Source organism: Alicycliphilus denitrificans (assembly GCF_044792555.1).
GTDB classification, from domain to species: Bacteria; Pseudomonadota; Gammaproteobacteria; order Burkholderiales; family Burkholderiaceae_C; genus Alicycliphilus; species Alicycliphilus denitrificans_A.
In genome coordinates, this window is the sequence record NZ_CP126238.1 from 1631309 (window position 1) to 1655431 (window position 24123).

The 24123-nt window shown below is 67.3% G+C and carries 21 protein-coding genes and 1 pseudogene; 10 read left to right on the forward strand and 12 right to left on the reverse strand.

Annotated features, from left to right (window positions below; translation table 11 throughout):
* The first annotated feature begins 4 nt into the window (after positions 1 to 4).
* From P7644_RS07770 to sufT, 4 genes are read left to right on the forward strand one after another with little or no spacing between them, the layout of a single operon-like run.
* Positions 5 to 1252 carry a SufD family Fe-S cluster assembly protein gene (locus tag P7644_RS07770; RefSeq protein ID WP_404302612.1) on the forward strand — a complete coding sequence of 416 codons (1248 nt, stop codon included), beginning with the start codon at positions 5 to 7 and terminating at the stop codon, positions 1250 to 1252.
* Positions 1245 to 2495, forward strand: coding sequence for an aminotransferase class V-fold PLP-dependent enzyme (locus tag P7644_RS07775; RefSeq protein ID WP_404302613.1), 1251 nt, complete (start codon positions 1245 to 1247; stop codon positions 2493 to 2495). Before P7644_RS07770 ends, P7644_RS07775 begins: the two co-directional genes overlap by 8 nt.
* Positions 2492 to 2956 carry a Fe-S cluster assembly sulfur transfer protein SufU gene (gene sufU, locus P7644_RS07780; RefSeq protein ID WP_404302614.1) on the forward strand — a complete coding sequence of 155 codons (465 nt, stop codon included), beginning with the start codon at positions 2492 to 2494 and terminating at the stop codon, positions 2954 to 2956. Before P7644_RS07775 ends, sufU begins: the two co-directional genes overlap by 4 nt.
* Positions 2953 to 3507 (forward strand): putative Fe-S cluster assembly protein SufT, encoded by a 555-nt coding sequence (sufT, locus tag P7644_RS07785; RefSeq protein WP_404302615.1) that lies wholly within the window; start codon positions 2953 to 2955, stop codon positions 3505 to 3507. The genes sufU and sufT overlap by 4 nt, the downstream gene beginning before the upstream one ends.
* Positions 3508 to 3510: 3 nt before the next feature.
* On the opposite strand, the gene P7644_RS07790 is transcribed toward sufT, so the two are convergent.
* Positions 3511 to 4752 carry an NAD(P)/FAD-dependent oxidoreductase gene (locus P7644_RS07790; protein ID WP_404302617.1) on the reverse strand — a complete coding sequence of 414 codons (1242 nt, stop codon included), beginning with the start codon at positions 4750 to 4752 and terminating at the stop codon, positions 3511 to 3513.
* Between the two features lie 71 nt (positions 4753 to 4823).
* On the opposite strand from P7644_RS07790, the gene P7644_RS07795 reads away from it, so the two are divergent.
* Positions 4824 to 5321, forward strand: a complete 498-nt coding sequence (locus P7644_RS07795; protein ID WP_404302618.1) for an acyl-CoA thioesterase — start codon at positions 4824 to 4826, stop codon at positions 5319 to 5321.
* Here P7644_RS07795 and cobA read toward each other — a convergent pair whose 3' ends face one another.
* Positions 5322 to 6095, reverse strand: a complete 774-nt coding sequence (gene cobA, locus P7644_RS07800; RefSeq protein ID WP_404302620.1) for a uroporphyrinogen-III C-methyltransferase — start codon at positions 6093 to 6095, stop codon at positions 5322 to 5324.
* Complete coding sequence (ybiB, locus tag P7644_RS07805) at positions 6092 to 7021, reverse strand: DNA-binding protein YbiB (protein WP_404302621.1); 930 nt, start codon at positions 7019 to 7021, stop codon at positions 6092 to 6094. Before ybiB ends, cobA begins: the two co-directional genes overlap by 4 nt.
* 145 nt (positions 7022 to 7166) lie before the next feature.
* Between ybiB and P7644_RS07810 the strand changes: the two genes are divergently transcribed.
* Positions 7167 to 7793, forward strand: a complete 627-nt coding sequence (locus tag P7644_RS07810) for an ANTAR domain-containing response regulator (protein ID WP_404302622.1) — start codon at positions 7167 to 7169, stop codon at positions 7791 to 7793.
* A 193-nt stretch (positions 7794 to 7986) separates the two neighbouring features.
* Here the strand turns inward: P7644_RS07810 and P7644_RS07815 are convergent.
* The 3 genes and pseudogenes from P7644_RS07815 to P7644_RS07825 form a co-directional block, all read right to left on the reverse strand.
* Positions 7987 to 8220 (reverse strand): annotated as a pseudogene (locus P7644_RS07815) (PIN domain-containing protein); the annotation flags it as partial.
* A 171-nt stretch (positions 8221 to 8391) separates the two neighbouring features.
* Entirely contained in the window at positions 8392 to 8739 is a 348-nt protein-coding gene (locus P7644_RS07820) for an FMN-binding negative transcriptional regulator (RefSeq protein WP_404302624.1), read from the reverse strand.
* Between the two features lie 9 nt (positions 8740 to 8748).
* Complete coding sequence (locus P7644_RS07825; protein WP_404302625.1) at positions 8749 to 9396, reverse strand: LysE/ArgO family amino acid transporter; 648 nt, start codon at positions 9394 to 9396, stop codon at positions 8749 to 8751.
* A 74-nt stretch (positions 9397 to 9470) separates the two neighbouring features.
* Between P7644_RS07825 and P7644_RS07830 the strand changes: the two genes are divergently transcribed.
* On the forward strand, positions 9471 to 10367 hold the full coding sequence (locus tag P7644_RS07830) for a LysR family transcriptional regulator ArgP (protein WP_404302627.1): 897 nt from the start codon (positions 9471 to 9473) through the stop codon (positions 10365 to 10367).
* 168 nt (positions 10368 to 10535) lie between these two features.
* On the opposite strand, the gene P7644_RS07835 is transcribed toward P7644_RS07830, so the two are convergent.
* Entirely contained in the window at positions 10536 to 12893 is a 2358-nt protein-coding gene (locus P7644_RS07835) for a P-loop ATPase, Sll1717 family (protein ID WP_404302628.1), read from the reverse strand.
* Between the two features lie 549 nt (positions 12894 to 13442).
* On the opposite strand from P7644_RS07835, the gene P7644_RS07840 reads away from it, so the two are divergent.
* Genes P7644_RS07840 through P7644_RS07850 form a run of 3 tightly spaced genes read left to right on the forward strand, consistent with a single transcriptional unit; the run spans position 13443 to position 16463 of the window.
* Positions 13443 to 14687, forward strand: coding sequence for a CmpA/NrtA family ABC transporter substrate-binding protein (locus tag P7644_RS07840; protein ID WP_404302629.1), 1245 nt, complete (start codon positions 13443 to 13445; stop codon positions 14685 to 14687).
* A gap of 16 nt (positions 14688 to 14703) precedes the next feature.
* Entirely contained in the window at positions 14704 to 15642 is a 939-nt protein-coding gene (gene ntrB / locus P7644_RS07845) for a nitrate ABC transporter permease (protein ID WP_404302631.1), read from the forward strand.
* Positions 15639 to 16463 carry an ABC transporter ATP-binding protein gene (locus P7644_RS07850; RefSeq protein WP_404302632.1) on the forward strand — a complete coding sequence of 275 codons (825 nt, stop codon included), beginning with the start codon at positions 15639 to 15641 and terminating at the stop codon, positions 16461 to 16463. Before ntrB ends, P7644_RS07850 begins: the two co-directional genes overlap by 4 nt.
* Here P7644_RS07850 and P7644_RS07855 read toward each other — a convergent pair.
* The 5 genes from P7644_RS07855 to nirD form a co-directional block, all read right to left on the reverse strand.
* Positions 16460 to 18838 (reverse strand): TonB-dependent receptor plug domain-containing protein, encoded by a 2379-nt coding sequence (locus P7644_RS07855; RefSeq protein WP_404302633.1) that lies wholly within the window; start codon positions 18836 to 18838, stop codon positions 16460 to 16462. The two genes, P7644_RS07850 and P7644_RS07855, sit on opposite strands and share 4 nt — an antisense overlap.
* Positions 18835 to 19383, reverse strand: a complete 549-nt coding sequence (locus tag P7644_RS07860; RefSeq protein ID WP_404302634.1) for a YfiR family protein — start codon at positions 19381 to 19383, stop codon at positions 18835 to 18837. Before P7644_RS07860 ends, P7644_RS07855 begins: the two co-directional genes overlap by 4 nt.
* On the reverse strand, positions 19367 to 20608 hold the full coding sequence (locus P7644_RS07865) for a diguanylate cyclase (protein WP_404303155.1): 1242 nt from the start codon (positions 20606 to 20608) through the stop codon (positions 19367 to 19369). Before P7644_RS07865 ends, P7644_RS07860 begins: the two co-directional genes overlap by 17 nt.
* 263 nt (positions 20609 to 20871) lie before the next feature.
* A complete protein-coding gene (locus P7644_RS07870) occupies positions 20872 to 23670 on the reverse strand; it encodes a molybdopterin-dependent oxidoreductase (RefSeq protein ID WP_404302635.1) in 2799 nt (932 codons plus the stop codon).
* Entirely contained in the window at positions 23667 to 24050 is a 384-nt protein-coding gene (gene nirD, locus P7644_RS07875) for a nitrite reductase small subunit NirD (protein ID WP_404302636.1), read from the reverse strand. Before nirD ends, P7644_RS07870 begins: the two co-directional genes overlap by 4 nt.
* Positions 24051 to 24123 lie beyond the last annotated feature (73 nt).

The following is a 24123-nucleotide window of genomic DNA, read 5'->3' on the forward strand; positions in this document are numbered from 1 at the left end:
GGCCATGGACAGCGCAAGAGCCGACATCCTCGCCGCACGCCAGCACCTGCAGCAGCAGGGCTGGATCGCGCGGCGCAGCGAAGCCTTTCACCACCTGCCGCCGCCCGCGCTCGACCAATGGCTGGGAGCGCAACTGGAGGGCGGCTGCGAGGCCCCGGCCCTGGACGGGTCGGGCTGGACGCTGCATCCCATCCACAACCAGTTTGGCAACCATGCCTCCAGTGGCATCCACGCCCGCTGGCTGGACGCCCTGGCCCCGGCCGAGCGCGCCGAGCTGTTCGCCGGCCTGCCGCTGCCGGGCGAGGGCGAGGCCGCGCCCTTTGCCTGGGCGCACCGCGCGCTGTGCCGCCTGGGGCTGCGCGTGCGCATCAGCGCCACGCCAGGCCGTGAGCGCGAACCCGTCTGGCTGGAGCTGCGCCACCAGCCGCGCGCCCAGGCCGAGGCGCCGCTGCTGGTGCTGGACGTGGAGCCCGGCGTGCGCTGCGTGCTGATAGAGACCCATGAACGCCAGGCCGACGCCTGCGGGCATCCGGTGGCGCAAAACCTGCACGCCCATGTGCGCCTGGGCGCGGGTGCCGAGCTGCAGCACCTGCGCATCGTCGGCCCCGCCGAGGCCGACAGCGTGGCGCACCATGTGCACGCCAGCCTGGCCGCGGGTGCGCAGTACGCGCAGGCGCTGGTGGCGACCAGCAGCAGCTACCACCTGCAGCGCAGCTGCATCACGCTGGAGGGTCGGGGCGCACAGGCGCGCAGCGCGGCCCTGCTGCTGGCGGGGGCGCACAAGATCGATCTGCAAACCTACACCCGCATGCAGGCCGCGCATGGCGCCAGCAGCGTGGAGGCCCTGGCCCTGGCCCAGGGCCGGGCTCAGGCCGTGGCCAACGCACACACGCGCATAGCGCCCGGCGCCGACGAGGCCGACGTGCGCCAGCGCCTCATGGGCGTGCCGCTGGCGGGCAGCCCGCGGCTCGTCCTGCGTCCGCACCTGGAGATCCTGCACGACAACGTGCAGGCCGCGCACGGCGCCACCTGGGGCGCGCTGCCCGAGGATGCGCTGTTCTACGCGCGCCAGCGCGGCCTGGACGAGGCCCGCGCCCGCGCCCTGATCATCGAAGGCATGGCGCGCGCATTGCTGGAGCGCTGCCTGGGTGGCGAGGACGACGGCCTGCTGGCGCAGTGGCTGCAAGGCGGCTGGCTGGCGCGTGCCATTGGCGGGCAACTGCAAGCGGATACGGAGGTGCAGCATGCTTGATACGGTGCGTGATCTTCCCTTGGCCGACCTGCGCGCGCAGTTCCCCCTCCTCGCGCAGTCCATCCACGGCCACCCCTTGGCCTACCTGGACAACGCCGCGACCACGCAAACGCCGCTGGCCGTGCAGCAGGCCATGCAGCGCTTCGAGCAGCATGACCGCGCCAACATCCACCGCGGCGTGCACACCCTGAGCCAGCGCGCCACCGACGCCTTCGAGGCGGCGCGCGCCACGCTCAAGGGCTTCATCGGCGCGGGCCAGGAGCACGAGCTCATCTTCACCAGCGGCACCACCGAGGCGCTGAACCTCGTGGCCCAGGGCCTGTGGGCCGCCGGCCCTGCCAAGGCCTGGCTGCGCGCGGGCGAGCGCATCATCGTCAGCGGCCTGGAGCACCACGCCAACCTCGTGCCCTGGCAGCAGGCGGCGCGCATGAGCGGGGCCGAGCTGGTCATCCTGCGGCCCGACGCGCAGGGCCGCGTGCATGTGCAGGACCTGCAGGCCCTGCTCACGCCGGCCACGCGCGTGCTGGCCATCACCGCAGGCGCCAACGCCACGGGCGAGCGTCCGCCCTACGAGGAGATGCTGGCCCTGGCGCGCGCGGCAGGGGCACTGACGGTGCTGGACGCGGCCCAGGCCGTGGGCCACGACATGCTGCCGCTCACCGCGCTGGACTGCGACTTCATGGCCTTCTCCGGCCACAAGATGTATGGCCCTATGGGCACGGGCGCCTTGGTGGGTAAGCGCGAGGCGCTACAACTTTTATATCCAGTGCGCCTGGGTGGAGACATGGTGGACTGGGTCAGCTACGAAGCGGCCGGCTATGCCCAGCTCCCTGCGCGCCTGGAGGGCGGCACGCCCAACGTCGCCGGGGCCGTGGGCCTGGCGGCGGCGGCGCAGTTCATCGCCGGCGTCGGGCGCAGCGCCATGGACCAGCACCTGCACGCCCTGCGCGCGCAGGCGCTGGCGGGCCTGTCGGCCATCGGCGGCGTCACCGTGCTGGCGCCGCACGCCACGCAGGCCACGCTGGTGTCCTTCGTGGCGCGCGACGTGCATCCGCACGACATTGGCACGCTGCTCGACGAGCGCGGCATTGCCGTGCGCACTGGCCACCACTGTGCCCAGCCGCTGCTCGATCACCTGGGCCTGGGGCCGACCACGCGCGCCTCGTTCGCGCTCTACAACACCGCCGAGGAGGTCGATCGCCTTATTGCCGCCGTGGCCCACGCCATCAAGGTCTTTCAATGAACAACGCCGAAAACGATCTGTACCAGGAGGTGGTGCTGGAGCACAAGCGCGCGCCGCGCAACTTCGGCACGCTGGAACATGCCACGCACCAGGCCCAGGGCACCAACCCCTCCTGCGGCGACCGCGTCGCCGTGCAGTTGCGGCTGGACGGCGAGCGGGTCGCCGACATCCGCTTCACGGGCCAGGGCTGCGCCATCTGCATGGCCTCCACCTCGATGATGACCGAGGCCGTCAAGGGCCGGGACCTGGCCGCGGCCCAGGCGCTGCAGCAGCATTTCCGCGCCGTGCTCACGGGCGAGGAAGATCCTGAGGAGGCGCCCCTGGGCAAGCTCATCAGCCTGGCCGGCGTGCGCCAGTACCCCAGCCGCATCAAGTGCGCGCTGCTGGGCTGGCACGCGCTGATGCACGCCATTGCCGACAACGACGGCCAGCCCGTATCGACCGAGGAGGGCCAGCCATGATGCACCGCCGCCACCGCGAGGACGTGCTGGTGCGCCGCAACGTGATGGTCGAGACCATCCCCAGCGGCCACCCCGTGGAGCTGGAGCAGGGCATGCTCGCGCAGATCACGCAGGCGCTGGGCTCCTCCTTCACGCTGCTGGTCGAGGGCCAGCTCATGCGCCTGAAAGGCGTGGACGCCGACGCCATCGGCAAGCGGCCGCCCGAAACCATCGCCGTGCCGGAGGACCTGCCCATCGATGAGCTGGAGCCGCTGATCTGGGACACGCTGCGCACCTGCTACGACCCCGAGATTCCGGTGAACATCGTCGATCTGGGCCTGATCTACCGCCTGGACTTCGAGCCTTCGGACGAGCCCGACAAGCTGCGCGTGGTCATCGACATGACGCTCACCGCCCCCGGCTGCGGCATGGGCGAATCCATTGCCAACGAGGTCTGCGACAAGGTGCTGGCGCTGCCGCGCGTGGGCGACATCACCGTGAACCTGGTGTTCGACCCGCCCTGGGACCGCTCCATGATGAGCGAGGAGGCGCAGCTGGCGCTGGGCCTGTAGCGTTCAACCCTGAGGCAATGCCTGCGCGCAGGCTGCGGCGCTGGACCAGGCCCACTGGAAGTTGTAGCCGCCCAGCCAGCCGGTGATGTCCACCACCTCGCCGATGAAGTACAGGCCGGGCTGGCTCTTGCACTCCATGCTCTGCTGCGACAGGGCGCGCGTGTCCACGCCGCCCAGCGTGACCTCGGCCTTCTTGTAGCCCTCGGTGCCGGTGGGCGTGAGCTGCCAGCGCGCCAGCCGCTCGGCCAGGCGCGCCAGGGCCTTGTCGCTGGCCTCGTTGATGGGGCGCTGCCAGTCGGCGTCGGTGCTGGCCCAGGCGTCGGCCAGGCGGGTGGGCACCAGGCCGGCGAGTTCGTTGGCGATGAGTTTCTTGGAGCGCGCCTTGGCCTGGGCCAGCGCGGCGGGCAGGTCCAAGCCCGGAGCCAGGTTGATGGCCAGCGGCTGGCCCGCCTGCCAGTAGCTGGAGATTTGCAGCACCGCCGGCCCCGACAGGCCGCGGTGCGTGAACAGCAGGTCTTCCAGAAAGGCCATGCGCTCCTTCTTGCTGCCGGTACTGATCTCCACCGGCAGCGCCAGGCCGGCCAGCTGCGCATAGGGCGCCCAGTCCGCGCCGTCAAAGGTCAGCGGCACCAGGCCGGGGCGGCGTTCGACCAGCGGCAGGTTGAACTGCCGGGCCAGCCGGTAGCCAAAGTCGCTCGCGCCTATCTTGGGAATGGACAGCCCGCCCGTGGCCACCACCAGGCTGCGCGCCTGCACCGGGCCGCGATCGGTATTTATTTGATAGCAGCTATCGCTCTCTCCTTCTGCGCTATCGGCCAAAAAGACTATATTTTTAACGCCGCAGGGCTGCCAGTGCTGTACGCCGCCATCGGCGCATTCGGCCAGCAGCATGGCGATGATGTCCTCGGCCGAGCGGTCGGCAAACAGCTGGCCCTTGTGCTTTTCATGGAACGCGATGCCGTGGCGCTGCACCAGGGCGATGAAGTCCTGCGGCGTGTAGCGCGACAGGGCCGAGCGGCAGAACTGCGGGTTCTGGCCCACGAAGTGCCGGTGCGGTGCGCGCACGTCGAGCTCGCGGTTGGTGAAGTTGCAGCGCCCGCCGCCCGAGATGCGGATCTTCTCGGCCACCTTGTCGGCATGGTCGATGAGCAGCACTTTCAGGCCGCGCTGACCCGCCCGGGCGGCGCAGAACAGGCCGGCGGCGCCGGCGCCGATGATGACGGCGTCAAAGAATGGTGTGGGCATGGGGCGGGGCGGGCTGGCAAAGCCGGACATTGTCGCCGCGTCTGCGCTCAGCACTTTCTACAATGCTCCGCATGAACCTGCCCGCCCACCAACTCAACATGACCGTGCTCATGTCGCCCGACATGGCCAACTTCTCCGGCAACGTGCATGGCGGCGCCATCCTCAAGCTGCTCGACCAGGTGGCCTATGCCTGTGCCAGCCGCTACTCGGGGCGCTACGTGGTCACGCTCAGCGTGGACCAGGTGATGTTCCTGCAGCCCATTCATGTGGGCGAGCTGGTGAGCTTTCTGGCCAGCGTGAACCACACGGGCAAGTCGTCGATGGAGATCGGCATCAAGGTCGTGGCCGAGGACATACGCAGCCAGGTGGTGCGGCATGTGAACAGCTGCTTCTTCTCGATGGTGGCGGTGGATGACGACTCCAAGCCCACGCCCGTGCCGCCGCTCACCCCCAGCAGCCCCGACGAGCGCCGCCGCTGGGAGGCCGCCCTGCTGCGCAAGGCGCTGCGCAAGGAGCAGGCCGAACGCTTCGAGCAGATCCGCCAGGCGGCGCAGGCCAGCTCCGGTTGATCAGGCCGGGGTGCCGCCCGCAGCGGCGATGCCGCGCACCACGTCGCCGATCACGATCACCGAGGGGCTGGCCAGGCGCTCGCGTTCAATGGTGTCCTGCAGCGTGCCCAGCGTGGTGACCGCATGGCGCTGCTGCGGCAGGCTCACATGCTGGATCACCGCCGCCGGCGTGTGGGCGGGCAGGGCGGTGAGCAGCTCCTGCTGGATGCGCGCGCAGCTGGCCACGCCCATGTAGATCACCAAGGTGAGGCGCGCATCGCGCGCCGTGGCCGCCAGCTGGCGCCAGTCGGTGCCGGCGTCCCCCGGCTGGCTGTGGCCGGTGATGAAGACCACGCCATGGGCATGGCGGCGGTGCGTGAGCGGCGCGCCCAGCAGCGTCATGCCGGCCAGGCCCGCCGTGATGCCGTTGACCACCTGCACGGCGATGCCGGCCGCGCGCAGGTGCTGCACCTCCTCGCCGCCACGGCCGAAGATGAAGGGGTCGCCGCCCTTGAGGCGCACCACGCGCTCGCCGGCCCGCACGGCCGCAACCATGCGCGCCTCGATATCGGCCTGGGGCGTGCTCTTGCAGCCGCCGCGCTTGCCGACATGCTCAATGCGCGCGCCGGCCGGGGCCAGGGCCACGATGGCCTCGCTCACCAGGTCGTCCACCAGCAGCACCGTGGCCGCCTGGATGGCCTTCAGGGCCTTCAGGGTGAGCAGTTCCGGGTCGCCCGGGCCGGCGCCCACCAGGGTGCAGCTGCCGGATGTGGGTGCAGCGTCGGGCGCGGTCATGGCTGGGCCTGCGCGGTGATCTGGCGGGCGAGCCGCACGATGTGCTCGACCTGCTGCTGTAGCGGCGCCGGCACGGGCGCCTGGCCCGCGAGCACGCGGCGCGTATAGGCGGCGGTGCTCGCCACGTCGATCTCGGCCGGCAGGCCCGGCACCTCGGCGGCCGTGCCCGGCTGCTGCTCCTGCAGCAATTGGTGCCGGCCGGCGATGAAGGCGTCGTAGCGTGGTGTGCGCCGCGGGTCGGCCGCCACCTCGCCCTCCAGCCCGCGCGACAGCAGCGCGTGCATCCCTCGCGTGGCGAAGGTGGCGCCCAGCAGCTCGAAATACTCGGGGTGGGTGTAGCTGGCCAGCAGCAGCGCCGGGCCCGCGCAGGGGGCGATGAGCTTGACCACGCTGTGGCCCGGGGTGCGCAGGCCGATGGCCTCGCGCACCGCCAAGAGCCGCGCCAGCCCCGGCAGCAGCGCCGCGGTGGCGATATGCGCCACACTTCCTGGAGCTATTGATTTGGGAGCTTGAAGCGTTTGTATATCAAGCGCTTCAAGCACTTCAGATGCCAGAACGCGGCGCGCCTCGGTGCGCATGCCGTGCAGCAGCACGGGCAGGCCTTCGCGCGCCAGCAGCAGGGCCAGCAGCGGCGTGAGCACGGGCAGCTTGCGCGCGCCGTTGTAGCAGGGCAGCACGATGAGCGGCTGCCCGCCCGCGCAGGCGGGAAAGGCGGCGATGCGCGCCTGCACGGCATCCAGAAAGCCGCACATCTCCTCCAGCGTCTCGCCCTTGATGCGCATGGCCACGCAAAAGGCGCCGAGCTCCAGGTCGGACACCTGGCCGTCGAGTACCTGACCGAACAGATCAGCCGCCTGCGCGCGGTCCAATGCCTTGGCGCCGCGTGCGCCACGGCCGATTTCCTTGATGTAGTGGCTGATGCCCATGGTGTTTCGTAATTAATGGATCTGCATATTTTCTGGCATCCCAGATAACTTGGCGCTATATCTATCACAAACCGAGGCAAGGAGCTTACGCAAGCCGCGTGCCAGGCGATAGTCTGATGGCGTGGTTTTTGCTTGCCTTGAGGCCATGGATGAACAACTACGCATCGTGGTCGTGGCCCCCGACCTGGCCCCCGCCGACCCCACCGACGAGCGCGCCATGCGGCAGGCCGAGCGCTCACGTACGCTGCGCATCGGCCTGCTGCAGCATGGCTTCAACCTGGTGGCCGTGCTGCCCACCGACATGCTGTTGGGCGCACACCTGGCGCAGCTGCAGCCGGACCTGGTGATCGTGGACGCCGAGAGCGAGGCGCGCGACACGCTCGAACATGTGGTGCTGGCCACGCGCGACGCGCCCCGGCCTATCGTGCTGTTCACCGACGACGAGGACACGACCCATGTGAAGGACGCCATGGCCGCCGGCGTGACGGCCTACATCGTCGCCGGCCTGGCGCCGCAGCGCATACGCCCCATTTTGGAAGTGGCGCTGGCCCGCTTTGCCCACGAACAGGCATTGCGCACCGAACTGGTGCAGGCACACACCGCCTTGCACGAGCGCAAGCTCATAGAGCGGGCCAAGGGCCTGCTGATGCAGCGCCAGGGCCTGAGCGAACAGGCCGCCTACGAGAAGCTGCGCAAGACCGCCATGGACAAGGGCCTGAAGCTGGGCGAGGTGGCGCGGCGCATGCTGGACATGGCGGAGCTGCTGGGGTAGCGCACCTCAGCCCCGCTGCGGTCCCGGCGTGCGCGCCACGTTCATCACCCAGCACACCAGCGAGGTAGCTCAGTGCCTCCATCCGAATGCCAATTGAGCCATTGCAGGCCCGGCACGCGGGAACCCCCCGCACATTGCGGGTTACCAAGGCGGCCTGGTGGCGCAAGGCCGTGGCGGCAATCAGGATGTCGTGCGGACCAATGGGCGTGCCCACGGCCTCCAGATCGGCACGCAACCGGGCCGCGTGGGTCGCGCATTCGCTGTCGAACGGCAATGCATGCCTGGGCCGCAGCAACTGCGCCAGCGCCGCCAGGCGCGGAGCCGCCGCCTCCGGCGGCAAGCGCAACAGCCCATAGCGCAGCTCATGTTCAACGATGGCGGGCACGCCGATATCGACGGGGGCGATGGCCTGCAGACGCGGCACCACCTGGGGGTCGCCGCGAAATTAGTAGCTGATGGTATTGCTGTCGAGGATCAGCATGGCCCGTCTTCAAAAGCCCAGGCGGGGCACATCGGCGGGCAAGCCTTCGGCGGCCCCGGCTTCGCGCAGCGGAAAATTTTCATCAACAGGCATCCCATGCCACACACTGGCGGGCCATCACGGCCCATCCGGCACCTCCGGATCCATGGTCTTTGCCACCCAATCGGCCACCTTGCCGTGCTCCGCCTTGCCCGGGTACCAGCCCGGCGTGATGTAGGCCTGCGGCCTCCGGAACATCACCACCGACGGCAGGCCCGCGCCCAATGCGCGCCACACCGGATTGGCGCGCGACACATGGCACATCAGCGTGCCGTGCTTGCCCCGGCCACGGTCCAGCACGAAGGGCACATGGTTGGCGGTGAGCCCGCCCTCCGCCTGGCACACCCAGGCCCCCAGCGCATGCGCCTCGATCAGCGTGAAGACCGCTTCGCGGTCCGTCCACTGGTGCTGTTTTCTGAGGTACATGAAGAACCCTCACATTCCTGAGAAAGCGTGGCGCGCCAGCAGCGCCGCCAGCGCGAACATCGTGGCGCCGATCAGCGCATCCAGCGCCTGCCATGCCCGGGGCCGCGCAAACCAGGGCGCCAGCCAGCGCGCTCCAAAACCCAGCAGGCCAAACCACAGCAGGCTGGCGCAGCTGGCCCCCGCCACGAACCAGCCGCGCAGCGCCTGCGGCTGCTGCGCGCCAATGCTGCCCATGAGCAGCACGGTATCCAGATAGACATGCGGGTTGAGCAGCGTGAACGCCACCGCCTGCGCCAGGGCCGCGCCCCGGCCCAGCCCCACGCCGCCACCCGCTGCCTGCAACGCCCCCGCATGCCGCGCCCGGCGCAGCGCCCGCCAGCCGTACACGGCCAGAAACACCGCCCCGGCCAGCGCCAGCGCGCGCGCCAGGCCGGGCCGCTCGCCCAGCGCCTGCGCCATGCCCAGCACGCCCGCCGTAATGAGCACCGCGTCGGATAGCGCGCAAAACAGCACCACGCTGCCCACATGCTCGCGGCGCAGGCCCTGGCGCAGCACGAAGGCGTTCTGCGCCCCGATGGCCACGATGAGGCCCAGGCACAGGACCAGGCCCTGGATGAACACAGGGGGAGCGAGGGCAGCGGTATCAATCCAGTTCATGCCGCGCAGCTTGCCAGCCGCAATCAATAAAGACAAACTGTCTTTGCTTCATCCACATTAACAAAACTGAATTCATGCTGGACTATTCCGCGCTCTCTGCCTTGACTGCCGTCATCCGCGAAGGGAGCTTCGAGCGCGCCGCGCGCACGCTGCATGTGACGCCCTCGGCCATCTCGCAACGCATACGCCTGCTGGAAGAGCGCGTGGGCTGCGCCCTGGTGGTGCGCGGTCAGCCCTGCCGCGCCACCGACGCCGGGCGGCGCCTGTGCCAGCACACCGACCGCGTGCGCCTGCTGGAGCAGGAACTGCAAGGCGCCCTGCCCGCGCTGGCCCCGGAAGGCATTGCCCGGGTGCCGCTGCCCGTGGCGGTGAACGCCGACAGCCTGGCCACCTGGTTCGCGCCCGCCGTCGCCACCTTCGCGGCCCAGGCGCCCGTGCTGATGGAAGTGGCCGTGGACGACGAAACCCACACCGCCGAATGGCTGCGCAGCGGCGCCGTGCTCGCCGCCGTCACCGCCACCGCCCGCCCCGCCACCGGCTGCAACAGCCAGCCCCTGGGCGCCATGCGCTACCGCGCCGCCGCCAGCCCGGCCTTCATGGCGCGCCACTTCGCCGAGGGCGTGACCGCTGGCACCCTGGCCCGCGCGCCCAGCCTGGTGTTCAGCCCCAAGGACGAACTGCAGGCCCGCTGGGCCCGCCGCCTGTGCCACCGGCATGTGGAGCTGCCCCGGCACACCCTGCCCTCGCCCCAGGCCTTCGCCACCGCCGCGCTGGCCGGCATGGGCTGGGGCATGCAGCTGGAGGTGCTGGTGGCGCAGCATTTGAAAGACGGCACCCTGGTCGAGCTGGTGCCCGATACGCCGCTGGATGTGCCGCTGTACTGGCAGCAGGCGCGGGCGGCTTCGGGGGTGTTGGAGGGGTTGAGTCGGGTGGTAGCGGAGGCGGCGCGGGGGGTGCTACGGGCGGTTTGAAAACCACCAAAAGGGAATGCCGAAATCAGGCTGGTTGCTGTCTTCGGTCCGAGTCCTGTGATCGGTGGTCAGGTGTCGCATAACGGACGTTCAACACCACGACGGGGCTTTGGGCTTGCCCCGTTCAGCCTGAGCCCTGCAGGTTCAACCCAGCCCATCACCTCAAGCTCACACCGAGTTGGTGTCACGAATTCCAAGCGCAGGGCGGAATGCTGGATTCATCACGTACACGGCATCACTTTTAGCACGAGCTGCACGAACCTGTAGAACCTTCAAATCGTAGTTCACGTTGAAGATGTAGTGAATGTGCTCTGCAGAATCCTGAATACCAAGAATTCCATAATACAAAAGAAAATCAATCACGCGCTGCACATCGCTAGATTCAATGCCAGCGCTTGCAATCAATTCCGTTAGAACGGCTTCTGTTAACTGAGGCGGTGCATCTATGAAGTGATAGAGCAAGTCGCGAGAATCAGGAAATACATCTGTCAATTCATGATCGAGCTCGACCAGTAGATCCTGGGAGTAGGCACGAATTCCTTTTTCAAGATCGCTCTCTTGAATTTTCTGATGAGCAAGATTTGCCGCAAAACCTTTTGCATGAGCAAACATTTTGATCACATTTCGCGGACGCATTAGCGAGCGCTCAATAATGTAGGCTGAAGTTTCCTCACCTTTGTAGTGTGAAATACAAAGTTGAGGCCAGATCTGATCAAACCCCACATTTACTGAACTAGCAGGCAGCCCGGACATCAAACGCAGTCGCAGCAACTCACGCAACATATCCGGGTCAGTCCAATCCAAAGCCACCCTCATCTCTTTGCCGTAGTCAGCGCTCTGACGCATCAGATGCTCATACACATCGTTACGAATGAAGGCGATGCAATGGACAATATGACCATCCTTGCGCATGTCGCGCTCAACCTTTCGCCCTGCATCAATAAGGCAGCGTAAGACCATCGCGTCGACAGCATCAACGCCTTGAGTGCTCCAACCTTTATCTAGGTTGTCAAACAGAACCCAAACACTTTGCTTATGCTCAAGATATGCGGATACTTGCCGCCGCAGATGCCGCACGTCATGAGAGTAAACAAGCTGCGTGACCTGATCTGTCGACAGCTTCGTCCCATCAGTGTCCCCGAATCTTTGTGCATAATCCTGGGCAATACGCTGCGAAAGAGCCAAAAGTCTCTCTGAAAAGTCGCCCTCAACGGAGTAACCTTCAGTTTTATAAGTCTGCTCAAGCTCTAGATATAAATCGCGAATTTCATGATTGAATTTGTGTGCACTGTGATCCTTCTCGAGGAGCTTGTAAGTAATCTCTAGCAAGATTAAATATTCCCAGAAAGCAGTCACCAAGTGATGGCTGGCGCCCTGCGTCAGATGGGCAAGAATATCCTCTTTCAACTTGAGCAGCTGATAGCCCTCAGGCTTTAGGTCAAGAACGACGTTTCGTTTGTCAGAGCGAGTCTTATCGCGGACTTGAATAAATAAAGCTGTTTTGCCAGCACCTTTTCGACCCACTACGAGGTTTACCTCTCCTCGCACTGCCTTACTATATTGATCGGTGCGTAAGAAGTAGCTACCCAAGGTCGTCATCTCATTCTCGGCCGTTGGATCTCCGATCTGCAACGACTGGAGTGGCGTTAGATCTTTGAGCGGTGTCGGATCTGCCTGCTGCAGATGCTCCGTAATTTCGAGGGAAAAGGCCGCTATGTGATCGATTATGTCTTCAGATCGGCCGAAGCGCTTGACTACATCACGAACATCCAAAGGTATATCTGCAGAGCCATGCGCCAGAATAAGGGTCGGTTTACCCATCCCATGGGCCAGACCAGCAACGAACAGTGTCCGAGTGTCGTGAATGAAGTTTGTTTCCTGACTCCCATCCAAGAAGTAGAGCAATATGCCAGCTGAACTTGCAACTTGCCTTATTGCATCTGCAGCGGATAGACGAGCATCTTCAGCTGGATTGAAGCTTCTGTACTTGTATCTTGCCTTCTTAAGGCGTGATGTCATCACTGTGGTGACGCCCCCTTTTGTAGGCGGCTCTACGACATATACCGGCGCAAGCCTGTCAAGCGCCGTCGAAAACGCCAGTGGCTTTGGGTCGACATATGCAGTAAGTGATCCAGCAAGCCCGTCCGAGTCGTCATATATATCGTAGCCAAGGGTGTCGAATATTCCAACTTCCCTAGCGACTCGTTTGTCACCCTCGGTATGCGAGTGCCTTATGAGGAAACAACGGCGGGATCTCCCAATCGCGAAACCAATTTCATATACCACATTTGGATTCAGGTAGGTAATGTCCGCGACAACAAACTTCGATGACTCTATCCCTTCCAAGATTGGAGAGATGAGTGGGTTTCCCGCAACGTCGTTAAACTCCCAGGGTGTGTAGCGCAGGCGCTTGCCTGACATACGATTTGCTTTGGCTACGCCTTCAGCAATGATTCCGGCCAACGACGAATCTCTAGACGGATACGCAACGAATGCTTTGTCAACTCCCCCTATAGTAGCTTCCATCGTCATCCTTAAAGTTCTCATGAATTTGGGAGATATTAAGCGACTACGTGGTGTGTAGCCATGGTCAGTTCTAAGGAGCGGTAGTTGACACCTATGACAACACTGTGGCAAACCCGCTCTGTCTAATCCGACGTCCGACCAGCAGCTACTGCAAAGCGATCCCTTGATCAGTGCGGCCACGCTGCTTCTCAGTGCGAGGCCGGTGCCCAGCCGATCAACGCACTACCTCACTCCCGCGCCCCCATGGTGCACCGCACAACCCCGGTGCGCCCTTGCACGCATCGCTTCAAGCCAAATTGGCCTCCAGCGCCCTAAAACAAAGCGCCTCAAGCTCCACATTCCATAGCAAACCCAGCTCCCAAAAGCTGGCACAAGCCTTGCATTGCTAGTTGCAGACCCCCACAGGGTCACCACGGCGGCGCCACCCAACGGCGGGCGGCTGCCACCGGAAACCGGACAAAGGCGTCCCCACCCTGCGCATGCTGCCCCTGGCGGCACGTGCGCAGCGTGAGGACGCCTTTTTTACTTTCACGATGCAAGGGGAGCCCCATGACCGATCTTCTGAAAACCAGCCTCAACCGCCGTACCGTGCTGCAGGCCGCCACCGTGGGCGCCGTGGGCGTGAGCCCCGCGCTGCGGGCGCTCGTGCATGCCCAGGGCTCGGACGCGCCCGAGAAGAAGGAGGTGAAGATCGGCTTCATTCCGCTGACCGACTGCGCCAGCGTGGTGATGGCCTCGGTGCTGGGCTTTGACAAGAAGTACGGCGTGACCATCATTCCCACCAAGGAAGCATCGTGGGCTGGCGTGCGCGACAAGCTGGTGAACGGCGAGCTGGACTTTGCCCACGTGCTGTACGGCCTGGTGTACGGCGTGCACCTGGGCACGGCCGGCCCGAAGAAGGACATGGCGGTGCTCATGTCCCTCAACAACAACGGCCAGGCGATCACGCTGTCGAAGGCGCTGGCCGACAAGGGCGCGGTGGACGGCCCCTCGCTCGCGGCGCTGATGGCCAAGGAGAAGCGCGAATACACCTTCGCGGGCACCTTCCCCACGGGCACGCACGCGATGTGGATGCACTACTGGCTGGCGGCGGCGGGCATCAACCCGCTGTCGGGCGCCAAGCTGATCACCGTGCCGCCGCCGCAGATGGTGGCCAACATGCGCGTGGGCAACATGGACGGCTTCTGCGTGGGCGAGCCCTGGAATCACCGCGCCATCATGGACGGCATCGGCATCACGGCCAACACCACGCAGGACATCTGGAAGGACCACCCCGAGAAGGTGCTGGGCACCACGGCGGAGTTCGTGAAGAAGTACCCCAACACCACGCGCGCCGTGATGATGGCGGTGCTGGAGGCCAGCCGGTGGATCGATGCGAGCCTGTCGAACAAGATGAAGATGGCCGAGACGATTGCCGGCAAGGCCTATGTGAACACCAGCGTGGATGCGATCAACCAGCGCATCCTGGGCCGCTACCAGAACGGCATGGGCAAGACCTGGGACGACGCCAACCACATGAAGTTCTTCAACGATGGCGCGGTGAACTTCCCCTATCTGTCGGACGGCATGTGGTTCCTCACGCAGCACAAGCGCTGGGGTCTGCTCAAGAGCCACCCCGACTATCCTGAAGTGGCCAAGCAGGTGAACCAGGTGGAACTGTACAAGTCGGTGGCCAGCGCCATGAAGATCAGCGTGCCCAAGGACGTGATGCGCCAAGCCAAGCTCATCGACGGCGTGGTGTGGGACGGCAAGGACCCCGCCAAGTACGCCGATGGTTTCAAGATCAAAGCCTGAGCCACCGGAGGTCACCATGGTCAGTGCCGTTTTTCATGCACCGCTGGACCCCACGCCAGCCGACGCGCCCGACGCTCACAAAAGCATAGCTGCTAGCGCCCTATCCACGGCCTCAACGGCCAAAAACACTGCAAAAGTATCAGAGGCTCCCGCCCCACGCGATGGCGGCGCGCTGTCGCGCGCCTTCTGGCAGAACGTGCTGCCGCCCGCGCTGGGCCTGGGGCTGCTGGTGGGGCTGTGGGCACTGGTGTCGGCCAGCACGGGCCGCAGCATTCCCAGCCCCTACGAGACCTGGCTGCAGGCGGTGGAGGTGTTCAGCAACCCCTTCTACCGCAACGGCCCCAACGACCAGGGCGTGGGCTGGAACGTGCTGGCCTCGCTGCAGCGCGTGGCCATCGGCTTTGGGCTGGCGGCGCTGGTGGGCATTCCGGCGGGGTTTGCCATCGGGCGCTTCGCCTTCCTCTCGCGCATGTTCAACCCGCTCATCAGCCTGCTGCGGCCGGTGTCGCCGCTGGCGTGGCTGCCCATCGGGCTGCTGGTGTTCAAGGGCGCCAACCCGGCGGCGATCTGGACCATCTTCATCTGCTCGATCTGGCCCATGGTCATCAACACCGCCGTGGGCGTGCAGCGCGTGCCGCAGGACTACCTGAACGTGGCCCGCGTGCTGAACCTGAGCGAGTGGAAGGTGCTCACCAAGATCCTGTTCCCCTCGGTGCTGCCCTACATGCTGACCGGCGTGCGCCTGGCCGTGGGCACGGCGTGGCTGGTGATCGTGGCGGCCGAGATGCTGACGGGCGGCGTGGGCATCGGCTTCTGGGTGTGGGACGAGTGGAACAACCTCAACGTCAAGAACATCATCATCGCCATCTTCGTGATCGGCATCGTCGGGCTGCTGCTCGAAGCGGCCCTGGTCAAGCTGGCCACGGCCTTCACGTTCGAAGAGGTGAAATCATGAACGCATCCACCCATCCCTCGCTAACCACCAAGTTCATCGAGGTCCAGGGCGTCGAGCAGACCTTCAAGACGGCCAAGGGCCTGTTCCCGGCGCTGCGCGATATCCACCTGACCATCGCCAAGGGCGAGTTCGTGGCGCTCATCGGGCACTCGGGCTGCGGCAAGTCCACGCTGCTGAACCTGATCGCCGGGCTGACCACGCCCACCAATGGTGCGCTGCTGTGCGCCAACAAGGAGATCAAGGGCCCGGGGCCCGAGCGCTCCGTGGTGTTCCAGAACCACTCGCTGCTGCCCTGGCTCACCTGCGAAGGCAACGTCTACCTGGCCGTGGAGCGCGTGTTCGGCGCCCGCGAGAGCAAGGCGCAACTGAAGGCCCGCACCGACGCCGCGCTGGCCCTGGTGGGCCTGACGCACGCCGGCCAGAAGCGCCCCGGCGAGATCTCGGGCGGCATGAAGCAGCGCGTGGGCATCGCCCGGGCGCTGTCGATGGAACCCCAGGTGCTGCTGATGGACGAGCCCTTCGGCGCGCTCGACGCGCTCACCCGCGCCAAGCTGCAGGACGAGCTGCTGGAGATCGTGGCGCGCACGCAAAGCACCGTGGTGATGGTGACGCACGACGTGGACGAGGCCGTGCTGCTGTCCGACAAGATCGTGATGATGACCAACGGCCCGGCCGCCACCATTGGCGAGGTGCTGCACGTCGAGCTGCCCCGCCCGCGCTCGCGCGTGGAGCTGGCCGAGGATGCGCGCTACGTGAACTACCGCAAGGCGGTGATCGACTTCCTCTACACGCGCCAGGGGCATGTGGAGAAAACCGCTTAAAACCGCACCCCCAGGCGCAGGTAATACGCCGCGCCGTTGTAGCCAAACGGCGCGTACTGCGAATAGCGGATCGGCTTGCCGGCGCCCGTGACGGCATCGTCCGTCACGCCCCACTGCGCGGGCTTGGCGTTGAGTACGTTGGTGCCGCCCAGGGTCAGGGTGGTGTGCCGGTTCAGGTGGTAGCTCCACTGCAGATCCAGCGTCCAGCGGGCGGCAAACGTGACGGGCGTGTGGCCGTGGGTGCTGGCGAAGCTGCCGTAGCGGTTGAGGTTGGCCACCAGCGCGTAGCCCGGGGTTTTGTACTGCGCCCAGAGCTTGAAAGCACTGCTCGGTTGGCCCGACTCCATCGTCACCCGGGTGTAGGGGTCGAGGATCAGATCCGTCATGTCCACCCCCAGCACCGCAGGCGCGCGGTTGACCTGGGTGATGCGCGTGCGCGCGTGCTGGTAGGCAGCGCTCAGGTGCCAGCGCCGGCCCTGGGGCAGGTCGTGCTGGTAGTCCAGGCGCAGGTCCACGCCGCGCGTGCGCGTGCCGACGGCGTTGGTGAAATAGGTGGCGCCGTCCACATGCTGCTGCAGCAGGATGGCCTGGGCCTGCGGGCTGAGCTGGGCCAGGTTCCAGCCGGCGATGTAGCCGGTGGGCATGATGCGGTCGCGGATGTCGGTGATGAAGCCGTCCACGCTGGCGGTGAGGGCGCGCGAGGGCTGCCAGACCGCGCCCAGGGTGAAGTGCCGCGAGCTTTCGGGCTTCAGGTCGGTGGCGCCCAGGGCGCGGGCGACGGGGTGATCAACGCCATAGTTGCCGTATTGCAGGATGGCGTCGCCATCGCGGATCATGGTCGTCGAGGTGTAGTTCGCCTGCGCCAGCGACGGCGCGCGAAAGCCGCTGCTCACGCTGGTGCGCAGCAGCCAGTGCGGCGTCGGCTGCAGGCGCAGGGCCAGCTTGCCGTTGAGGGTGTTGCCAAAGTCGCTGTAGTGCTCGGCGCGGGTGGCGGCGTTGAGCGTGAGCTGCGGCAGCAGGGCGTACTTCAGGTCCAGATACAGGGCGTGGCTATCCCGCTGGGTGCGGACCGCGTTCTCGGGCGCAAAGCCGCCAAAGCCCTGCGCCCCGGCGTACCAGGCGGAATCGGGGCCCAGCAGGTACGAGGCGGGCTCGCCGGCGCGGATGCGGTAGCTCTCGCGCCGGTATTCGTAGCCGCCGGCCAGGGTGTGCCGGCCAAACGGGCGGCTCCAGTCGGCGTTGATGCTGTGCTGCGCCAGGGCGGTGCCGCCGCTGTCGAAGGCCGTGGGCGAACTCGCGCCCAGGGAGCGGTTGAGCGAGTTGGCGACGTAGAAATGAAAGTCGTTGGCGCCGCCGGTGTAGGCCAGGTTCCACTGCGTGCCGTCGGTCCAGCTGCCCTTGGCGCCCAGGGTGGCCGAGAGGTCGGTGATCCGGGGCTCGATGCGCGGCAAGAAGCCCTGCGGGTAGAGGCTTGGCAGGTTGCGCTCGTCATCGGCCCGGCGGAAGAACGCGCCCGCGCTGCTGTGGCGGCGGCTGGCCTTGCCATGGGTGTAGACGGTGGTGTCGCCGCGGGGGATTTCGGCGTTCCAGGCCAGCAGCGCGTCTTGTGTGTCGGCCTCGCCAAAGTGGGTGTTGATGCGCCCGCCGTCCAGCGGGTCGGGCGCGGCGCGGTTGGTCGCGCCCCGGTCGCGCAGCTCGGCCGTGAGATTGATGAAGCCGTCGCCCGCCAGCGGCCGGGTGGTGAACAGCGCCGCCTGGCGCTGCAGGCCGTCGCCCGCCGTGGTGCGCCCCCAGCCGAGCAGCGCCTGGTTGGCGTGGCCGTAGCCCTTGAGCACGATGTTGATGATGCCGGCGATGGCGTCCGAGCCGTACTGCGCGGCGGCGCCGTCGCGCAGCACCTCCACGCGCTCGACGGCCAGCAGCGGGATGGTGCTCAGGTCCACCCCCGAGCTGCCCCGGCCGATGGTGCCGTTGGTGTGCAGCAGCGCGCTTTGCTGTTGGCGCTTGCCGTTGACCAGCACCAGCACCTGGTCGGGGTTGAGCGCGCGCAGCGTGAATGGCGGCGCGTGGTCGGTGCCGTCGGCAATCGAGGGGCGGGGGTAGTTGAAGCCGGGCACCAGCGCGGCCAGGGCCTGGGCCAGGCTCATGGTGCCGACGGAGAGCAGCTGCTCGGCGGTGTAAACGTCGATGGGGACGATGGCGCCCGGCGCGCTATGTGCGCCTGCGCGCGAGCCCACGTCGGCCTGCGGCGGGATCTGCACGCGCAGCAGCTCGTCGAGGGGCAGGGTGTACAGGTCTGGCTCCGGGGCCTGCGGGTTGGCCAGGGCGGCGGCGCAGACGGCCCACAGGGGCAGGAGGGACAGGGTTCGCTTCATGGCTGGCTTCCCCGCAGCACCGTGGCAATGGACAGCAGGGGCGCGCCAATGTGCAGGCCCGTTTTCACGGCAGCGTCGTAATTGATCTTGATCTGGACGTTTTGCTCGACGAAGTTGATCTGGATGATGCCGCCGAGCGCGGCAAAGCCCTTGGCATCGCTCACGCTCAGGATGCCGTGCTCCTGGGCGTAGGCGATGGCGGCCTGGCGCGTGGCGACGCTGGGCAGGGCGACGAAGAGCATGTCCGGCGTGCCCACGTCCTGCACCTGGGCCACAGTGCGGATGCGCACCGGCCGGCCCTGGATACGCTTGTCGGCGTACAGCCGGGCCAGCTGCTCGCCCAGGGGGTGGGCGCCGAGCACGGTAATGTCGAAGGCCGCGCGCTCGGGCTGCGGCCACTGCACGTAGCTGGCAAAGCGGCCCAGGAACACGGCCTTGAGCTGCAGCTCGTCCTGGCCCGGCCAGGCGGGCGCCATGCCGGCCAGCAGGCACAGCAGGACCACGAGGCGCTGCGCCAGGCGCCGCACCTCAGGTGCTCTCCACACGGTCGCGCCCGGCCTGCTTGGCGCGGTACAGGGCCTGGTCGGCGGCTTCGATCAGCGCCAACGCGGTCTCGGGGGCGGTGCTGCCCACGTGCAGGCCCAGGCTGACGGTGACGTGCAGCACCTGGCCACCCGCCAGGCGAAAGCTGTGGCTGGCGACGCTGGCGCGGATGCGCTCGGCCATGTCGGTGGTGATGGCGAGGTCGGCACCGTCGCACAGCACCAAAAACTCTTCCCCGCCAAAGCGCGCCGCCAGGTCGTAGCTGCGGATGTTGGCCTGCAGGATGCGCGCCATGTCTTGCAGCACCAGATCGCCCGCCGCGTGGCCCCAGCTGTCGTTGATGCGTTTGAAATGATCGACGTCGAGCAGGATCACGCCCATGGGCTCGCGCTTGCGCTGGGCGCGGGTGGCCATGGCCTGCAGGGTGGCGAGCGCATGGCCGCGATTGGCCAGGCCGGTGAGGGTGTCGGTGGTGGCCAGGCGGCTTAGTTGCTCGTCGCGCAGGCGGATTTCCTGCAGCATGGCGTTGAAGCCCCGGTACAGCTCGCCGAACTCGTCCGTGCGCTGCGTTGCCAGGACCGGGGTGTAGTCCTTGCTGCGGCCGATGCGGCGCATGAGGGCCAGCAGCTGCAGGATGGGCCGCGTGAAGATCAGTTGCAAGCGCCATGACAGCAGCAGCAGGCTTGCCAGGATCAGCGCCGATGCCACTCCCTGCAGCACGAAGAATTGGCGCATCTTGGCGTACATGGCGTCGTTGTCGGCCAGCAGGGCCAGGGTGCCGATGCGCTTGCCGTCGAAATCAATCGGGTAGATGACGTAGTGGTATGAGCGCTCCATGGCCTCGTGCAGCTCCCCGGGCCTGCCCGGGCGCTGGTCGATCTGTGCGCGCCAGGCCAGCGCCGCGGGCTCGGTCGTCCCCGGGGCCTGGTATTGGCCCAGCAGCTGGCCGTTTTCGCTTTCCACCACGGCGTAGCGGATGTGCGGGTTGGTGTGCAGCGGCGCCAGCATGTTGGCGGCGCTCTGCGCATCTTGGAAGGCGAGCGCGGCGCGCATGTTCTCGCTGATGATGGCGGCGATCTGGTGCAAGGCGCGCAGCGACGACTGGCGCTCGGCGGCCCAGGTGGAATACAGCGCCACCAGGGCCGACACGCACAGCCCCAGGCCCAGGCTCAGGCCGAGCAGCACCACCAGTTTGTAGCGAATGGAAAGCTGGTCAAACAGGGGCACGGTCAAGGCAGCGGGGGGCGGAAGTTCGGTTGGCGGCACTATACCTAAGGTGCTGCCGTCCCGCGCCTTGCGGCCGCAGCCCGAGTCTCTCTGCCGGCGGGTGACGTCTGGGGCGCGAGCGCGCGCCCGCCGGCGCGGCTCCGGGTGCGCGTCCAGTGCGGGTGCAGCAGGCGCAGCATCGCCAGCAAGGCCAGCCTTGAGAAAGCTGCGCAATTGCACCGTGGCGCATCTCCGCGGGAACAGCGAAGGGGGCGATACGGGGTTCAGGCCAGGCTAGCCTGCACCATGCGCTGCAGCTGCGGCACGCAGGAGCCGCACTGTGTGCCGCAGCGCAGGGTGTCCTTGAGTTGCTGCAGGCGCTGTGCGGCATCGCCCGTGCAGTGCTGCAACAGGGCGGTGATGGTGTTCTCCGCGACTCCCACGCAGGAGCACACGCTGGCGCCACGGGCTGCCACTGGTACCGGCGGCTGCGCGCCTGGCTGCAGCAGGGCGCGGCGCAGTGGCTGGGCGTCGTGGCGCTCCTGCAGCAGCGGGGCGATCCAGGCCTGGGCGCTGACGTCGCCGGCCAGCAGTACGGCCTGCAGCCGCTGGCCGTTGTCTGTGGCCTGCAACCGGGCGCGGCGCCATTGGCCCCGGCGAGCGTCGCGGTAGGAGAGCGGCCCCGCGCCCTGCAGCCCCAGCAGGGTGGCAATGCGCTCGACCAGGGCCTCATCGACGGCGTGGTGCGCGGCCGCGCGCAACTGCACGCCACTACCTTGTTCGGCGCGGCCAAACAGGCTGCAGCTGGCGAAGGGGAACTCGGCCATCAGCGCTTCGAGCTGCTGGCGCACCCGCTGCACCTGGGTCAGCGGCAGCCAGGCCTGGGCCCACAGGCCCCAGGGCAGCTCGGCCTTGAGCACCTTGATGGCGGCGTGCTTGAGTTCGGGTTGCAGCGATTGCGGGCAGCGCGCCGCCGTGGTCAGTGCGTTCACGCCCGCCAGGCGCTTGCCGGTGCTGCTGGCGCCGCCCAGCACCTCGTCGCCCCAGTGCATGGCCATGAACACCTGGCCGCTGCGCAGGCCTTCGCCCGCCTGCACGGGCGCCAGCACGCTGCCCCTGCGGCTGGTGAGGTAGGCCAGGTCGCCCGGCGCCAGGCCGAGCCGGTCCATGTCTTCGCGGGCCATTTGCGCCACGGGCTCGCTGGCGTGGGCCCAGAGGTTTTCCACCAGGCCGCTGCGGCTCAGGCCGTGCCACTGGTCGCGCAGGCGGCCGGTGAGCAGGGCCAGGGGGTGGCGTGCATCGATGGGATCGGCCACGGTGCCCGGCAGTTGCACGGCAAAGCGCGCGCGACCATCGGGGGTGGCGAAATGCTGGTTGGTGTACAGGCGCGCCAGGCCTTGGCTCTGGCCCTCGGGGCAGGGCCATTGGCGCGGCGCGGTTTCCAGCTGCGCCCAGGAGAGGCCCGTGATGTCCAGGTCGCGCCCGCGCGTGCTTTCGCGGTGCTCGTTCCAGATGGCCTCGGGGCCGTCGTAGGGGAACAGGCTGGGCAGGTGGGCGCGGTCGGGCAGCTGCGGCTGCAGGCGGCGCGCCACCTCGGTGACGATGCGCCAGTCGGCCCAGGCGAGGTCCGGCGCGGGCACGGCGGCGCGCACACGGCTGATGCGGCGCTCGCTGTTCGTCACCGTGCCTTCCTTCTCGCCCCAGGTGCTGGCGGGCAGCAGCAGGTCGGCAAAGCGCGCGGTGGCGCCGGTGGCATAGGCGTCCTGCACCACTACGTATTCGGCGCGCTGCAGGGCGCGGCGCACCAGGGCCTGGTCGGGCAGGCTGTGCGCGGGGTTGGTGCAGGCAATCCACAGCAGTTTGATCTGGCCGTCGGCGGCGGCCTGGAACATTTCGATCGCCGCCTTGCCCGGTGCAGCAGGCACGCTGGGCACGCCCCACAGCGCCGCCACTTCGGCACGGTGCCGGGCGTCGGCCAGGTTGCGGTGCGCGCTCAGCTGGTTGGCCAGCGCCCCCACCTCGCGCCCGCCCATGGCGTTGGGCTGGCCGGTGAGCGAGAGAGGCCCCGCGCCTGGCTTGCCGATCTGGCCACAGGCCAGGTGCAGGTTGATGAGGGCGGTGTTGTTGTCCGTGCCGTGCGCGGACTGGTTCAGGCCCTGGCAGTACAGGCTGAGCGTGGGTTGGCGGGTGCTGTTGCCATCCTGCACGCCGGCAAACCAGCGCGCGGCCCGCAGCAGGTCGCCGGGGGCAATGCCGCAATGCTGCTGCACTGCCTCGGGCGTGGCCTGGGTCACCAGGGCGGCCAGGCCCATCCAGCCCTGGGTGCGGGTGGCGATGAACTGCGGGTCTATCCAGGACTGCTCCAGCATGCAGCGCAGCATGCCGTGGTAGAGCCACACGTCCGAGCCGGGCTGGAGCGCCAGGTGCAGGTCGGCCAGCTCGGCGGTGTCGGTGCGGCGCGGGTCGCAGACGATGATCTTGAGCGCCGGGTTGGCGCGCCTGGCGTCCTCGATGCGCCGGAAAAGAATCGGGTGCGCCCAGGCCGGGTTCGCGCCGCTGATGAACAGCGTGGCCGCCTGGGCGATGTCGTCGTAGCAGGCGGGCGGCGCGTCGGCCCCCAGCGTGGCCTTGTAGCCGGCCACGGCGCTGCTCATGCACAGGCGCGAGTTGGTGTCGATGTTGTTCGTGCCCAGCAGCCCCTTGGCGAACTTGTTGAAGACGTAATAGTCCTCGGTGAGCAACTGGCCCGAGACGTACAGGCCCACGGCGTCGGCGCCGTGCTGCTGCACGGTGGCGGCGATGCGCTGGCCCAGGGTGTCCAGCGCCTGGTCCCAGGCCAGCGGCAGCGCCGCGCCACCGCGTTGCGCGCGCTGCAGGGGCTGCAGCAGGCGCACCTGGGCCTGCACCTCGGGGCGGGCCGTGAGGTGCAGGGTCGAGCCCTTGGAGCACAGCCGCCCGAAGTTGGCGGGGTGCTCCGGGTCGCCGCGCACGCGCGTGATGCGGCCGCCCTCGCTGTCGATGAGCACGCCGCAGCCCACGCCGCAGTAGGGGCAGGTGGAGCGGGTGGTGGTGCTTGCCGTCATGCCAATGCAACGCGCAAGGCAGGCCCGGCCAGCGGGCGGGTTTCGGTCAGGGCGCGGTGGGCCAGTTCGTCGGCATCCAGATACACGGCGCCGCCCTCCAGCTTGACCTGAAAGCTGGGCGTGCAGCCTTCGTCCGGCGCCTGGGCCTGGCCGTTGCACAGGCCGATGGTCCAGTTGTGCAGCGGGCAGGCCACGCTTTGGCCGAACACCATGCCCTGGCTCAGCGGGCCGCCCTTGTGCGGGCAGCGGTCCAGCAGGGCAAACACCTCGTCCGTGGCGGTGCGGAACACGGCCACCTCCAGGCCCTGCGCGCGCGCCACGCGGCGGGCGCCCAGCACCGGAATGTCTTCGAGCTTGCAGATGTATTTCCACTGTGTCATTGCTATACCTGTAGTAGCTGGTTGCGCTTGTCAATAAAGGGCTGGGGCCACTTTTTGTTTAAATAATGGAGGT